Source organism: Pseudaquabacterium terrae (assembly GCF_013266755.1).
In the GTDB taxonomy this organism is placed as follows: Bacteria; Pseudomonadota; Gammaproteobacteria; order Burkholderiales; family Burkholderiaceae_C; genus Pseudaquabacterium; species Pseudaquabacterium terrae.
Window position 1 is genome coordinate 301209 of sequence record NZ_JABRWJ010000001.1, and the last position, 13441, is coordinate 314649.

The 13441-nt window shown below is 68.6% G+C and carries 11 protein-coding genes; 7 read left to right on the forward strand and 4 right to left on the reverse strand.

All coding sequences use genetic code 11. The features are described from left to right. Position 1: 1 nt before the first annotated feature. From boxA to HLB44_RS01460, 4 genes are all read right to left on the reverse strand, one after another. Complete coding sequence (boxA, locus tag HLB44_RS01445) at positions 2-1297, reverse strand: benzoyl-CoA 2,3-epoxidase subunit BoxA (protein WP_173119865.1); 1296 nt, start codon at positions 1295-1297, stop codon at positions 2-4. Positions 1298-1307: 10 nt separating this feature from the next. After that, the gene (gene boxB, locus HLB44_RS01450) at positions 1308-2735 is read right to left on the reverse strand and encodes a benzoyl-CoA 2,3-epoxidase subunit BoxB (RefSeq protein WP_173119867.1); all 1428 of its coding nucleotides are present in this window, start codon (positions 2733-2735) and stop codon (positions 1308-1310) included. Between the two features lie 12 nt (positions 2736-2747). After that, positions 2748-4406, reverse strand: a complete 1659-nt coding sequence (gene boxC / locus HLB44_RS01455; protein ID WP_173119869.1) for a 2,3-epoxybenzoyl-CoA dihydrolase — start codon at positions 4404-4406, stop codon at positions 2748-2750. A 91-nt stretch (positions 4407-4497) separates the two neighbouring features. Further along, positions 4498-5445, reverse strand: coding sequence for a shikimate kinase (locus tag HLB44_RS01460; RefSeq protein ID WP_173119871.1), 948 nt, complete (start codon positions 5443-5445; stop codon positions 4498-4500). Positions 5446-5520: 75 nt separating this feature from the next. Here HLB44_RS01460 and HLB44_RS01465 point away from each other — a divergent pair, with 75 nt between their 5' ends. The 7 genes from HLB44_RS01465 to HLB44_RS01495 all read left to right on the forward strand — a co-directional run bounded on the left by HLB44_RS01465 (position 5521) and on the right by HLB44_RS01495 (position 13430). After that, positions 5521-7068 (forward strand): 3,4-dehydroadipyl-CoA semialdehyde dehydrogenase, encoded by a 1548-nt coding sequence (locus HLB44_RS01465; RefSeq protein ID WP_173119873.1) that lies wholly within the window; start codon positions 5521-5523, stop codon positions 7066-7068. A gap of 14 nt (positions 7069-7082) precedes the next feature. Continuing rightward, complete coding sequence (locus tag HLB44_RS01470) at positions 7083-8696, forward strand: benzoate-CoA ligase family protein (protein WP_173119875.1); 1614 nt, start codon at positions 7083-7085, stop codon at positions 8694-8696. Continuing rightward, entirely contained in the window at positions 8693-9487 is a 795-nt protein-coding gene (locus HLB44_RS01475; protein ID WP_343051196.1) for an alpha/beta fold hydrolase, read from the forward strand. Before HLB44_RS01470 ends, HLB44_RS01475 begins: the two co-directional genes overlap by 4 nt. 41 nt (positions 9488-9528) lie before the next feature. Beyond that, positions 9529-10704 (forward strand): ABC transporter substrate-binding protein, encoded by a 1176-nt coding sequence (locus HLB44_RS01480; RefSeq protein ID WP_173119877.1) that lies wholly within the window; start codon positions 9529-9531, stop codon positions 10702-10704. An 82-nt stretch (positions 10705-10786) separates the two neighbouring features. Further along, positions 10787-11668 (forward strand): branched-chain amino acid ABC transporter permease, encoded by an 882-nt coding sequence (locus HLB44_RS01485; RefSeq protein ID WP_173119879.1) that lies wholly within the window; start codon positions 10787-10789, stop codon positions 11666-11668. Between the two features lie 3 nt (positions 11669-11671). Continuing rightward, positions 11672-12691: a branched-chain amino acid ABC transporter permease gene (locus HLB44_RS01490; RefSeq protein WP_425500756.1), complete on the forward strand. Its 1020-nt coding sequence runs from the start codon at positions 11672-11674 to the stop codon at positions 12689-12691. Then, positions 12684-13430 carry an ABC transporter ATP-binding protein gene (locus HLB44_RS01495; protein WP_173119881.1) on the forward strand — a complete coding sequence of 249 codons (747 nt, stop codon included), beginning with the start codon at positions 12684-12686 and terminating at the stop codon, positions 13428-13430. The genes HLB44_RS01490 and HLB44_RS01495 overlap by 8 nt, the downstream gene beginning before the upstream one ends. Positions 13431-13441: the final 11 nt, after the last annotated feature.

Here is a 13441-nt window from a genome sequence, read left to right on the forward strand (position 1 = left end):
GTCAATACGTCTCGAGGTGCAGCCGCCCGTCGCGCTTCAGCGCGGCGGCGGTGGTTTCCCAATCGAGACCCGCCTGGAGCGCGGCGTCGCGCAGCGCGAGCACCACGCCTTCTTCCATCGCCTTCAATCCGCAGACGTAGAAGCAGGCATTCGGATCGGCGAGCAGCGCTGCAACGTCCGCCGCGCGCTCGCGCATCAGGTCCTGCACATAGCGCTTGGGCTTGCCGGCCTCGCGCGAGAACGCGAAATTGATGTCGATGAAATCCTTCGGCAGCGTCTGCAGCGGGCCGAAGTAGGGCAGCTCTTCGCGCGTGCGCGCGCCGAAGAACAGCAGCAGCTTGCCGCCCTCGAACTTGCCCGATTGGCGCAGGCGCCGCCGCCATTCGGTCATCGCCCGCATCGGCGCCGAGCCGGTGCCGGTGCAGATCATCACGATGTGACTCTTCGGATGGTTGGGCATCAGGAAGCTGGCGCCGAACGGCCCGATCACCTGCACCTTGTCGCCGACCTGCAGATCGCACATGAAGTTGGATGCGACACCGCGCACCGGCCGGCCCTGGTAGTCCTCCAGCACGCGCTTGATCGTCAGCGAGACGTTGTTGTAGCCGGGCCGCTCGCCATTGCGCGGGCTGGCGATCGAGTACTGGCGCGCATGGTGCGGCCGGCCTTGTGCATCCCCGCCCGGCGGCAGCACGCCGATCGACTGGCCTTCGAGCACCGGGAAGGGCATCGCGCCGAAGTCGAGCACGATGTGGTGCGTGTCGTAGTCGGTGCCGACCTCGGTGACGCGCACATTGCCGGTGACCGTTGCGGTGATCGATTTTTGCGCCGCTTTCGGGCCGTAGAGATTGCAATACGGGTGCGCCGCGGACCACGGCGGCAGCGTGGTGCCGTACTGCGCCGCATTGAAGACCTGCGTCGATTGCTCGATCACCACCGTCGCCGGCGTCGGCGGCAGCTCGACCGCGGCGACCGTCTCGGCCACTTCGGCCGCGCCGACACCGGCCTCGGCCAGCTGCTCCGCGGTCCACTCCGTCGGCAGCTCGTCCCAGCCCAGCTGCTCGTCGATGCTGTAGGCGCGAATCACGGGCATCGTGCGCCAGTTGTCGATCGAGCCGGTGGGGCAGGGTGCAATGCAGGCCATGCACTGGTTGCACTTGTCGGCCATCACGACGTAGTTGCGGTCGTCGTGCGTGATCGCGCCGACCGGGCAGGTGGCCTCGCAGGTGTTGCAGCGGATGCAGATCTCGGGGTCGATCAGGTGCTGCCTGATCAGGCCGGCCACCGGCATGTCCATGATGGTTCTTTCAGCCGAAGCGCACGTACTCGAAATCGACCGGCTGGCGGTTGATGCCCATCACCGGCGGCGCGATCCAGTGCGCGAACTTGCCGGGCTCGACGACGCGGCCCATCAGCGAGGCGACGAAGGCGCGGTCCTCGTCGCTCGGCAGCCATTCGCCCTGGCGCGCCTGCCATTCGGTGTCGCTGACGACGCGGCCCTCGGGCGCCATCTTGATGCCGGCCAGCGCGCCGATGTTGCGATGGAAGGCCTTGTGCGGCACCTGCAGGCGCTGCGGCAGGCCGGCTTTCTCGAGCACCTTGTTCCAGCGGCCGACGCCCGCCACGGAGTCCTTGATGAAGTCGTCGCGCAGCACCTCGTTCAGCGCATTGAGCATCGGCACGTCCTTCTCGACCAAGGCGCCGTTCTGCACCTCGAGCACCTTGTAGGTCTGGCCCTTGAGCACATGGTCGTCGGCGCGCTTGCCTTCCTCGTAGCGGCCCTTCAGCCCCGACGAATAGAAGATCGCCGCATTGCTCGACTGGTCGGCGCCGAACAGGTCGATCGTGACGCTGTAGTGGAAATTGAGGTAGCGCTGGATCGTCGGCAGGTCGATCGCACCGGCCGCGCGCACCCGGCCCGGGTCGTCGGTCTTCAACTCGTTCATCACCTGCGCCGTGCGCTGGATCACCCGCGAGACGCCGCTCTCGCCGACGAACATGTGGTGCGCTTCTTCGGTCAGCATGAACTTCGTCGTGCGCGCCAGCGGGTCGAAGGCGCTTTCGGCCAGCGCCGAGAGCTGGAACTTGCCGTCGCGGTCGGTGAAGTAGGTGAACATGAAGAAGGCCAGCCAATCCGGCGTCTTCTCGTTGAAGGCGCCGAGGATGCGCGGGTTGTTCTCGTCGCCCGAGCGGCGCTCGAGCAGCGCCTCGGCTTCCTCGCGGCCGTCGCGGCCGAAGTAGCGGTGCAGCAGGTAGACCATCGCCCACAGGTGGCGGCCTTCCTCGACGTTGATCTGGAACAGGTTGCGCAGGTCGTACATCGACGGCGCGGTCAGCCCCAGGTGGCGCTGCTGCTCGACCGAGGCCGGCTCGGTGTCACCCTGCGTGACGATGATGCGGCGCAGGTTCGCGCGGTGCTCGCCGGGCACCTGGTCCCAGGCCTTCTCGCCCTTGTGGTCGCCGAAATGGATCTCGCGGTTCGCATCACCCGGATTCAGGAAGATGCCCCAGCGGTAGTCGCGCATCTTCACGTGGCCGAACTGCGCCCAGCCCTGCGGATCGACGCTGACCGCCGTGCGCAGGTAGACCTCGTGGTCGGTCGAGCCCTCGGGGCCGACGTCGTCCCACCAGTTGATGAAGTTGGGCTGCCATTGCTCGAGCGCGCGCTTGAGCGTGCGGTCCTCGGCCAGGTTGACGTTGTTGGGGATCTTCTCGCCGTAATCGATCGTGGACATGTGTTTTACCCGCTAGACCCTGTTCCAATCGAAGCCGGCTTTCTGGCCGGAACCGTAGACCTTCAGCGCACCGTGCTCACCCACCGCATTCGGCCGCTGGAAGATCCAGTTCTGCCAGGCGGTGAGGCGGCCGAAGACCCGCGTGGCCATCGTCTCGACGCCGTTGAAGCGCAGGTTGGCTTCCATGCCGGTCAGCGCGTCGGGCGACATCGCCGCGCGCTCCTCGATCGCGATGCGCACTTCGTCGGCCCAGTCGATGTCGTCGGGCGCGGCAGTCGCCAGGCCCAGCGCGAAGGCCGCGTCGGCGTCGAGCGGGCTGCCGATGCGCGCGCGAACCGCGTCGAGCGCCGGCGCCTCGTCGTAGAAGCGGCGCGCGAGGCGGCTCTGGCCGGTGGCCATCGGATAGCGGCCGAAGTTCAGGTCGCCTGGGGTGATCTTCGGCGCGCGCGCTTCGTCGTCGGGCAGCGCCAGGTGGTAGATGCGGTCGCAGGCCAGGGCCAGCTCTAGCAGCGTGCCGGCGAAGCAGGAGCCCGGCTCGACCAGCGCGAACAGGCTGCGCGACGAGACGTCGAAGCGGCTGAAGGTGCGCCGCAGCGCGCCGATCGTCTCGCGCACGAACCAATGCGCCGCGTGCCGTGCCAGCGTCTCGTCGAGCGCCAGCACTGCCGCCGTGTCGCCGGCGGTCTTGATCAGCCAGGTGCCGATCTCGGGCTCGTTGGTGCGCATCACGAGGATCGCGTCGTCGAGCTCGCGCGCCAGCTGCAGCGGATACCAGGCGGCGCCGGCGGCGACGATGGTCCCGACGTCGGTCGGCTGCGCGCCGCCCGGGCCGCGCACGGTCCAGCTCGCGGTGCGCTTCGCGCGGTCGATCTCGACGCTGACGTGGGCGTAGTGCAGCGCATCGGCGTCGTCGCGGCGCTCGATCGGCGTCAAGGTGATGCCGGGGGCATCGGCGGGCCGGTCGCTGCGCGCCGCCAACTGCAATGCGCGCTCCTGCACCTTCTGCGCGAAGACCTGCGGCTTGGCGATCTCATCGACCAGCCGCCAGTCCTTCGCACGCTGGCCGCGCACGCCTTCGGTCGTCGTGCAGAAGACGTCGGCCAGGTCGTGGCGCACGCGGCGCTTGTCGGTCACCCGCGTCAGGCCGCCGGTGCCGGGCAGCACGCCGAGCAGCGGCACCTCGGGCAGGCTGACGGCGGAAGAGCGGTCGTCGACCAGGATGATCTCGTCGCAGGCCAGCGCCAGCTCGTAGCCGCCGCCGGCGCAGGCGCCGTTGACCGCGGCAATGAATTTGAGCCCCGAATGCGCCGACGAGTCCTCGATGCCATTGCGCGTCTCGTTCGTGAACTTGCAGAAGTTCACCTTCCAGGCATGGCTGGAGACGCCGAGCATGAAGATGTTGGCGCCGGAGCAGAACACCTTGTCGCGCGCGCTGGTGACGACGACGCAGCGCACTTCGGGGTGCTCGAAGCGGATGCGGTTCAGCGCATCGTTGAGCTCGATGTCGACGCCCAGGTCGTAGCTGTTGAGCTTGAGCTTGTAGCCGGGACGCAGGCCGGCGTTCTCGTCGATGTCGGCAGCGAGTGTCGCCACCGGGCCTTCGAAGCGCAGCTTCCAGTGCCGGTAGCGGGAGGGTTCGGTGCGGTAGTCGACCGGGGCGGGGGTGGTCATCGTTCAGCGCTCCAGGAGGGATTGATAGGCAGCATAGTGCACCGTCATGCGAATCGTCAAGCACTGAAGTGCATTTTTCTGCATTCGGCGCTCATGCAGGGCGGTGCAGCCTCTCACGCACGATCGTGCGCAGCGCCTCGAAGGTCGGCGCCAACGGCTGCGTGCTGGTGTCGAGCTGCAGGTCGGCCTTCGAATAGAAGGCGGCGCGGCCGGCGAGGATGCGGCGCAGGTCGTCCATCGCTTCCGGGCTGGCGGCCATCGGCCGCATGTCACCCTGGGCGATCACGCGCTGCATGTGGTCTTCCGGGTCGGCCTTCAGCCACACCGTCGTGCAATGCGCGAGCAGCAGGTTGAAGGTGGCGGCGTCCGACACCAGGCCGCCGGGGGTGGCGATCACCGCTTCCGGATAGATCTGGATCGCCTCCTCCAGCGCGCGCCGCTCGTAGCGGCGGTAGGCGTTGGTGCCGTACAGCGCCTGGATCTCCGAGATGCTGCAGCCGGCGAACTTCTCGATCTCGCGGCTCAGCTCGACGAAGGGGAATTCGAGGTCGTCGGCGAGCAGCGCGCCGAGCGTCGACTTGCCCGCGCCGCGCAGGCCGACCAAAGCGATGCGCGAATGGCGCACCGCCGGCGCGGCACCGCCGCCGGTGCCCAGCAGCTCGCCGATCGCCATGCGCACGCGGCGCAAGGTCGCCTCGTCGCGCTGCTCGAGCAGCTCGCGGATCAGCAGCCACTCGGGCGAGCCGGTCGTCACGTCGCCGAGCAACTCGGCCAGGCTGCACTGCAGCGCCTGCGCCACCTGCAGCAGCACCAGGATCGAGGCATTGCCGATGCCGTATTCGAGGTTGGCGAGGTGGCGCTCCGAGACGTCGGCCGCTGCCGCCAGCGCCTTGCGCGTCATGCCGCGTCGCGCGCGCAGCGCACGCACGCGTTCGCCCAGCGCGACGAGGAACGGATTCTTGTCGCCGTTCTCCGGGGCCAATTCACTGCCGGCCGGGCTCGGGGTTAACCCGTTCTCGTGAACTATAGTGCTTGACACGCATCCTCCGTCGACCTATCGTGCATAGCAAGCACAATAATTCATCAAGCCTCGAACTGCAACCGGAACACGACGATGACGACTCCCCTGTTGAGCAATGTCATGGGCGGGCGAACAGTCGCCGGCCGCGGTAACGGCACGCTGCTGTTCGACCCGGTGCTCGGCACCGAGCTGGCCCGCGTCGATGCGACCGGCCTCGACCTGGCCGACGGCTTTCGCTTCGCGCGGGAGCAAGGCGGCGCAGCACTACGCGCATTGACCTACCGCGAACGCGCTGGCCTGCTGGCGGCCGTGCTGAAGGTGCTGCAGCAGCACCGCGATGCCTACTACGAGATCGCCACCGCCAACAGCGGGACGGTGAAGAACGACTCGGCGATCGACATCGACGGCGCGTTCTACACGCTCGGCCAGTACGCGAAATGGGGCGAGGCGCTCGGCGACCGCCGCACGCTGCTCGACGGCGAGCCCGCGCGGCTGGCGAAGGATCCGCTGTTCCAGTCGCAGCACCTGCAGGTGCCGATCCGCGGGCTAGCGCTCTTCATCAACGCCTTCAACTTCCCGTCCTGGGGCCTGTGGGAGAAGGCCGCGCCGGCGCTGCTGTCCGGCGTGCCGGTGGTGGTGAAGCCGGCCACCGCCACCGCCTGGCTGACACAGCGCATGGTGCAGGATGTCGTCGACGCCGGCGTGCTGCCGGCGGGGGCGCTGTCGGTGGTCTGCGGCAGCCCGGCCGGGCTGCTCGATGCGCTGCAGCCCTTCGACGTGCTGAGCTTCACCGGCTCGGCCGCCACCGCGGCATCGATCCGCGCCCACCGCGCAGTGACCCACGATTCGGTGCGCGTGAACATCGAGGCCGACAGCATCAACTCTGCCCTGCTGCTGCCGGGCGAAGCGCCCGACGGCGAGGCCTTCGGCCTGCTGGTCAAGGAAGTGGTGCGCGAGATGACCGTCAAGTCGGGCCAGAAGTGCACCGCGATCCGGCGCATCCTCGTGCCCGAAGCGCTCTACGACGCGGCAGCGCAGGCGATCGGCGCGAAGCTCGCGAAGACCAGCGTCGGCAATCCGCGCAACGAGACGGTGCGCATGGGCGCGTTGGTCAGCCGCGCGCAGCTGGCTGCGGTGCGTGAAGGCCTGGCCGCGCTGCAGCAGCACACGCAGACTTTGCACGACGGCGCGAGCCATGCGCCAGTCGACGCCGATCCGGGAGTCGCCTGCTGCGTCGGTCCGACCTTGCTCGGTGCGCGTGATGCCGACGCCGCGGCCATCGTGCACGACACCGAGGTCTTCGGCCCGGTCGCCACGCTGCTGCCCTACCGCGACACCGCACATGCGCTAACGCTGATCCGGCGCGGCCAAGGTTCGCTGGTCGCATCGCTCTACGGCAGCGATGCAACCGCGCTGGCGGCAGCCGCCACCGAGCTCGCCGACAGCCACGGCCGCGTGCACGTGATCTCGCCCGAGGTCGCCGCGCTGCACACCGGCCACGGCAACGTGATGCCGCAATCGCTGCACGGCGGCCCGGGCCGCGCCGGCGGCGGCGAGGAGCTGGGGGGCGTGCGCGCGCTGAACTTCTACCACCGCCGCGCGGCGGTACAGGCCAGCACCGCCGTGCTGGCCGGCCTGTGAACCAGGAGCCGACGATGAGCACGATGCCCGACGTGACGCCACCGCCGCAGCACTTCAACTTCGCGCAGCACCTGATCGCGCGCAATGCCGAGCGGCCCACGAAGACGGCCTACATCGACGACCACGGCCGCTTGAGCTATGGCGAGCTCGCGGAGCGCATTCGCCGCTGTGCCGCCGCGCTGCGCGCCATCGGCCTGCGCCGCGAAGAGCGTGTGCTGCTGCTCATGCACGACAACAACCACTGGCCGGTCAGCTTCCTGGGTGCGCTGTATGCCGGCATCGAGCCGGTCGCAGTCAATACCCTGCTGACCGTCGCCGACTACGCCTACATGCTGCAGCACAGCCGCGCGCAGGCCGCCATCGTCTCGGCCGCCCTGTTGCCGACGCTGCAGGCCGCCCTCGATGCGGCGCCCGGTGGCCACGAAGTGAAGACCGTCCTCGTCTCGCGCCCCAGCGCCGCATTGCCTGACGGCGCACAGGACTTCGACGCGCTGCTCGAAGCCCACGCGCCACTCACCGCCCCGGCCGACACGCTGGCCGACGACCCCGCCTTCTGGCTCTATTCGTCCGGCTCGACCGGCCAGCCCAAGGGCACCGTGCACACGCACGCCAATCCGTACTGGACGGCCGAGCTCTACGGCCGCGCGCTGCTCGGCCTGCGCGAAGACGATCTGTGCTTCTCGGCCGCGAAACTCTTCTTCGCCTATGGGTTGGGCAATGCGCTGACGTTTCCGCTGAGCGTCGGCGCAACGACCGTGTTGATGGCCGAGCGGCCGACGCCCGACGCCGTCTTCAAGCGCTGGACCGCCGAGCCGAAACCGACCGTGTTCTTCGGTGCGCCGACCGGTTATGCCGGCATGCTGGCGTCGCCGAACCTGCCCTCACGCGGGCAGGTTGCGCTGCGGCTCGGTTCATCGGCCGGTGAAGCGCTGCCGGCCGAGCTGGGCCAGCGCTTCACCGCTCACTTTGGCTGCGAAATCATCGACGGCATCGGCTCGACCGAGATGCTGCACATCTTCCTGTCGAACCGCCCCGGCGAGGTGCGCTACGGCACCACCGGTGTTCCGGTGCCGGGTTACGAGATCGAGCTGCGCGGCGACGATGGCCGGCCGCTGACGCCGAACGACGACGGCTCCATCGACACCGGCGACCTCTACATCCGCGGCCCGAGCGCGGCGCTGATGTACTGGGGCAACCGCGAGAAGTCGCGCGACACCTTCTTGGGCGGCTGGACCAAGAGCGGCGACAAGTACCTGCGCAACGCCGACGGCAGCTACACCTATGCCGGCCGCAGCGACGACATGCTGAAGGTCAGCGGCATCTACGTCTCGCCCTTCGAGGTCGAGTCGACGCTGATGCAGCACCCCGCGGTGCTCGAAGCCGCGGTGATCGGCGCGCCCGATGGCGAGGGGCTGATCAAGACCAAGGCCTTCGTCGTGCTGAAGCCCGGCGCGTCGGTCGACATGGCCGCGCTGCAGGCCTTCGTCAAGGAGCGGCTGGCGGCCTACAAGTACCCGCGCTCGATCGAGTTCATCGCCGAGCTGCCGAAGACCGCCACCGGCAAGATCCAGCGTTTCCGGCTGCGTGAACGTGAAGCGGCCGCGGCAGCGGGAGACTCGGCATCGTGACGGTGGGGTTCGTCGACATCGACTGGGCCGGCCGACCGGTGCGCATCGAGCACCGCTGGCTGGCGCCGGAACGGCGTGAGAAGCCACTGATGGTCTTCCTGCACGAAGGCCTCGGTTCGCTGTCGATGTGGAAGGACTTTCCGCAGCAGCTGGTCGACGCGCTCGGCTGGCGCGGGCTGGTGTATTCGCGCCCCGGCTACGGCCGCTCGACACCGCGCGACGCCGAGGAAGCCTGGCAGCTCGACTTCATGCACCGCCAGGCGCACGAGGTGCTGCCGGCGCTGCTTCGCGCGCTCGGCATCGTTGCCGATCAGACGCCGCCCTGGCTCTTCGGCCACAGCGACGGGGGCTCGATCGCGCTGCTGTACGCGGCGCGCTTCCACCGCCAGACCGCCGGGCTGGTGGTGCTGGCGCCGCACATCCTGGTCGAGGACATGGGCCTGCGCAGCATCGAGGCCACGCGCCAGGCCTACCTCGACACCGATCTGCGCGACAAGCTGGCGCGCCATCACGACGATCCCGACTCGGCGTTCTGGGGCTGGAACCGCATCTGGCTGCACCCGCCGTTCCGCGAATGGTCGATCGAAGGCGAGATCGGCGCGATCGAGTGCCCCGTGCTCGCGGTGCAGGGGCTGGACGACCAGTACGGCACGCTGGAACAGATCCGCGGCATCGCCCGCCGCGTGCCGCAGACGCGCCTGCTGGAGCTGGCCGACTGCGGCCACTCGCCGCATCGGGACCAACCCGAGGCGCTCATCGCGGCAGTTGGCAGCTTCGCAAAATTACTTTAGAGTTAAAGCATTCGGCGCTTGGTACCGAGATGGAGACCTCGATGAAATTGCGTGTCCTGACCCTGACGGCGTCGATCGCCGCCGCCCTTGCGATGTCTGCCGGCCCAGCGTCGGCGCAGCCCGCCGCACCGAAGCTGAAGGTCGGCCTGATGCTGCCCTACACCGGCACCTTCGCCGCGCTCGGCACAGCGATCGAGAACGGCTTCCGCCTCTATGTCGCCGAGCAGGGCGGCAAGCTCGGCGGGCGCGAGATCGAGGTCTTCAAGGTCGACGACGAGTCCGATCCGTCGAAGGCCACCGACAACGTCAACAAACTGATCAAGCGCGACCAGGTCGACGTGCTCGTCGGCACGGTGCACTCCGGCGTCGCGATGGCGATGGCCAAGGCGGCCAAGGAGACCGGCACGCTGCTGATCGTGCCCAACGCCGGCGCCGATGCGGTGACCGGCCCGATGTGCGCGCCGAACATCTTCCGCAGCTCGTTCTCCAACTGGCAGCCGGGGTATGCGATGGGTGAAGTGGTGGCCAAGAAGGGCCACAAGAACGTCGTCACGATCACCTGGAAATACGCCGCCGGCGATGAATCGGTCAAGGGCTTCAAGGAAGCGCTCGAGAAGGGCGGCGGCAAGGTGACCAAGGAGCTGAGCCTGCCGTTCCCGAACGTCGAGTTCCAGGCGCTGCTGACCGAGATCGCCGCGGCGAAACCCGATGCCGTCTACACCTTCTTCGCCGGCGGCGGCGCGGTCAAGTTCGTCAAGGACTACGCGGCCGCGGGGCTGAAGGGCAAGATCCCGCTGTATGGCGCCGGCTTCCTGACCGACGGCACCCTCGAAGCGCAGGGCGCCGACGCGGCCGACCTGCTGACCACGCTGCACTATGCCGACAGCCTCGGGCTGCCGCGCGACAACGCCTTCCGCCTGTCGTATGCCAAGGCCTACAAGCTGCAGCCCGACGTCTATGCGGTGCAGGGCTACGACGCGGCGCAGATGCTGGGCATCGGCCTGGCAGCCGTGAAGGGTGACGCGACGAAGAAGGACGGCTTCGCCGACGCGCTGCGCAAGGCCAAGATCGACAGCCCGCGCGGCCCGTTCACCTTGTCGAAGGCGCACAACCCGGTGCAGGACATCTACCTGCGCCAGGTCAGCGGCAAGGAGAACAAGTCGATCGGCGTCGCGAGCAAGGCGCTCGCCGACCCGGGTCGTGGCTGCAGGATGTAGCCCACCCCCGCTCAAGCCGCACGCGTCACTCTCGAACTGACGGCCGCGCCCCGCGCCGGCCGCCGTGGGAAAGCTTTGCCCGATGGACCTCGCCACCTTCCTGATCCAGTGCCTCAATGCACTGCAGTACGGCCTGCTGCTGTTCCTGGTCGCCTCGGGACTGACGCTCATATTCGGCATCATGGGCGTGATCAACCTGGCGCACGGCAGCTTCTACATGATCGGCGCGTACATGGCGTACGCGCTGGCGCCGATCGTCGGCTCGACCTTCGGCGGCGGCTTCTTCGCGACGCTGGCCGCCGGGCTGGTGCTGTCGGTGCTGCTGGGTTACGTGCTCGAGTGGGCGTTCTTCAGTTACCTGTACCAGCGTGAGCACCTGCAGCAGGTGCTGATGACCTACGGCCTGATCCTCGTCTTCGAGGAGCTGCGCAGCCTGCTCGTCGGTGACGACGTGCACGGCGTGCAGCCGCCGCCGCTGCTGGCCGGCAGCGTGCCGCTGGGCGAGCTGATGAGCTACCCGGTCTACCGGCTCTTCGTCTCGGTGATGTGCCTGGTGCTCGCGCTCGGCATGTACCTGGTGCTCGGCCGCACGCGGCTGGGCATGATGATCCGCGCCGGCGCGACGAACCGCGAGATGGTGCAGTCGCTCGGCATCGACATCCAGTTCCTGTACCGCGTCGTCTTCGCCGCCGGCGTCGCGATCGCCGTGCTCGCCGGCATGCTGGCCGCGCCGGTGTCGTCGGTGTATCCCGGCATGGGCAACAGCGTACTGATCGTCTGCTTCGTCGTCGTCGTGATCGGCGGCATCGGCTCGATCCGCGGCGCGCTGCTCGCAGCCCTCTTGATCGGCATCGTCGACACCTTCGGCAAGGTCTTCCTGCCGCAAGCCGCCGGCGTGCTGGTCTATGTGCTGATGGCGCTGATCCTGCTGTGGAAACCGCAGGGACTGTTCAAGGCGGCCTAACTCATGAAGACGATGGACATCGAAGAACGGGGCAAGCTGCTCTTCACCGGCGCCGTGTTCGCGGCGCTCGCCGCGTGGCCGGCCTTCTCGGGCGCCTACGGGCTCGACCTGGTCGGCAAGATCATGGTCTACGCGATCTTCGCGCTGAGCCTCGAATTGCTGGTCGGCACCACCGGCCTGGTCTGCTTCGGCCAGGCGGCCTTCTTCGGCATCGGCGCCTATGCGGTGCCGCTGCTCGCGCCGGGCGTCGAGCCCGCGTCGATCGCCTGGCTGCTGCCGGCCGCAGTGATCGCGGCGGGGCTGTACGCGCTGGTCGTTGGCGCGCTGTCGCTGCGCACGCAGGGCGCCTACTTCATCATGGTCACGCTGGCCTTCGCGCAGATGGCGTACTACGTCGTGCACGACACGCCGCTGGGCGGCGGCACGGACGGCATCTACCTGAGCGCCAAACCGGCGCTCGGCGCGCTGATCGACCTCGACCGGCCGCTGGTGATGTACGGCTTCACGCTCGGCTGCCTGGTCGCCGTGTTCGTGCTGCTGGCGCTGGTCGGCCGTTCGCGTTTCGGCCGCGCACTTGCCGGCATCAAGGCCAACGAGCAGCGCATGCGCGCCACCGGCTTCTCGACCTATCCGTACAAGCTCGCCGCCTTCACGCTGTCGGGCGGCATCGCCGGGCTGGCCGGCTTCCTGTTCGCGGTGAAGGACGGCTTCGTCAACCCGGAGCTGATGGGCTGGCACCTGAGCGGCGCGGTGCTGATCATGATCATCCTGGGCGGCCTGGGGCATCTGCGCGGCGCGCTGATCGGCGCGTTCGCGTTCGCGCTGCTGCAGGAGTTCTTCAAGTCCGAGGCGATCTTCGGCAACTTCGCGAAGCACTGGCACCTGGGCCTCGGGCTGACGATCATCGCCAGCGTCGCGCTGCTGCCGCGCGGCCTGGTGGGTTTGCCGGGGCAGTGGCGGGCGCGGCTGGTCGGTCGCAACGCTTCGCCGAATGTCATCGGTGCGGAGGTCCAAGATGCCTGACATCCTTCTGCGCGCCCACGACCTGACGCGCCGCTGGGGCGGCCTCGTTGCCGTCGACCGCGTCTCGCTGGCGCTCGAACGCGGCAGCGTGCATGCGGTGATCGGCACCAACGGCGCCGGCAAGTCGACGCTGATCAATCTGCTGTCGGGAGAGATCCCGCCCTCGGGCGGCCGCGTCGAGCTGCTCGGCGCCGACATCACCGGCTGGCCGCAGCCCAGGCGCGCCCGCGCCGGCCTCGGCCGCAGCTACCAGCGCAATACGATCTATCCGGCCTTCAGCGTGTTCGAGAACTGCCGCCTCGCGGCGCAGGCGCGGCGCCAGAAGCCCTGGGCCTGGTGGCAGCCGGCGACCGGCTGCGATCAGACGCGCGCGGCAGCCGAATCATCGGCGCAGCGCGCGGGTCTGAACGGCTTGCTCGCCGCCCAAGCCGGCAGCTTGTCGCACGGCCAGAAGCGCCAGCTCGAGATCGCGATGTGCCTGGCCACCGGCCCCGAGGTGCTGCTGCTCGACGAGCCGCTCGCCGGCATGGGCGCCGAGGAGACGGAGCGCATGCTGGCGCTGCTCAACGAGCTGAAGGCGCATCACGCGATCCTGCTCGTCGAACACGACATGGACGCGGTCTTCCGCATCGCCGACCGCATCACCGTGATGGTCAACGGTGCGGTGATCTGCAGCGACACGCCGGCGGCAGTGCGCGCCGACGCGCAGGTGCAGGCGGCCTACCTCGGCGGCCATTGACTCACAGGTTC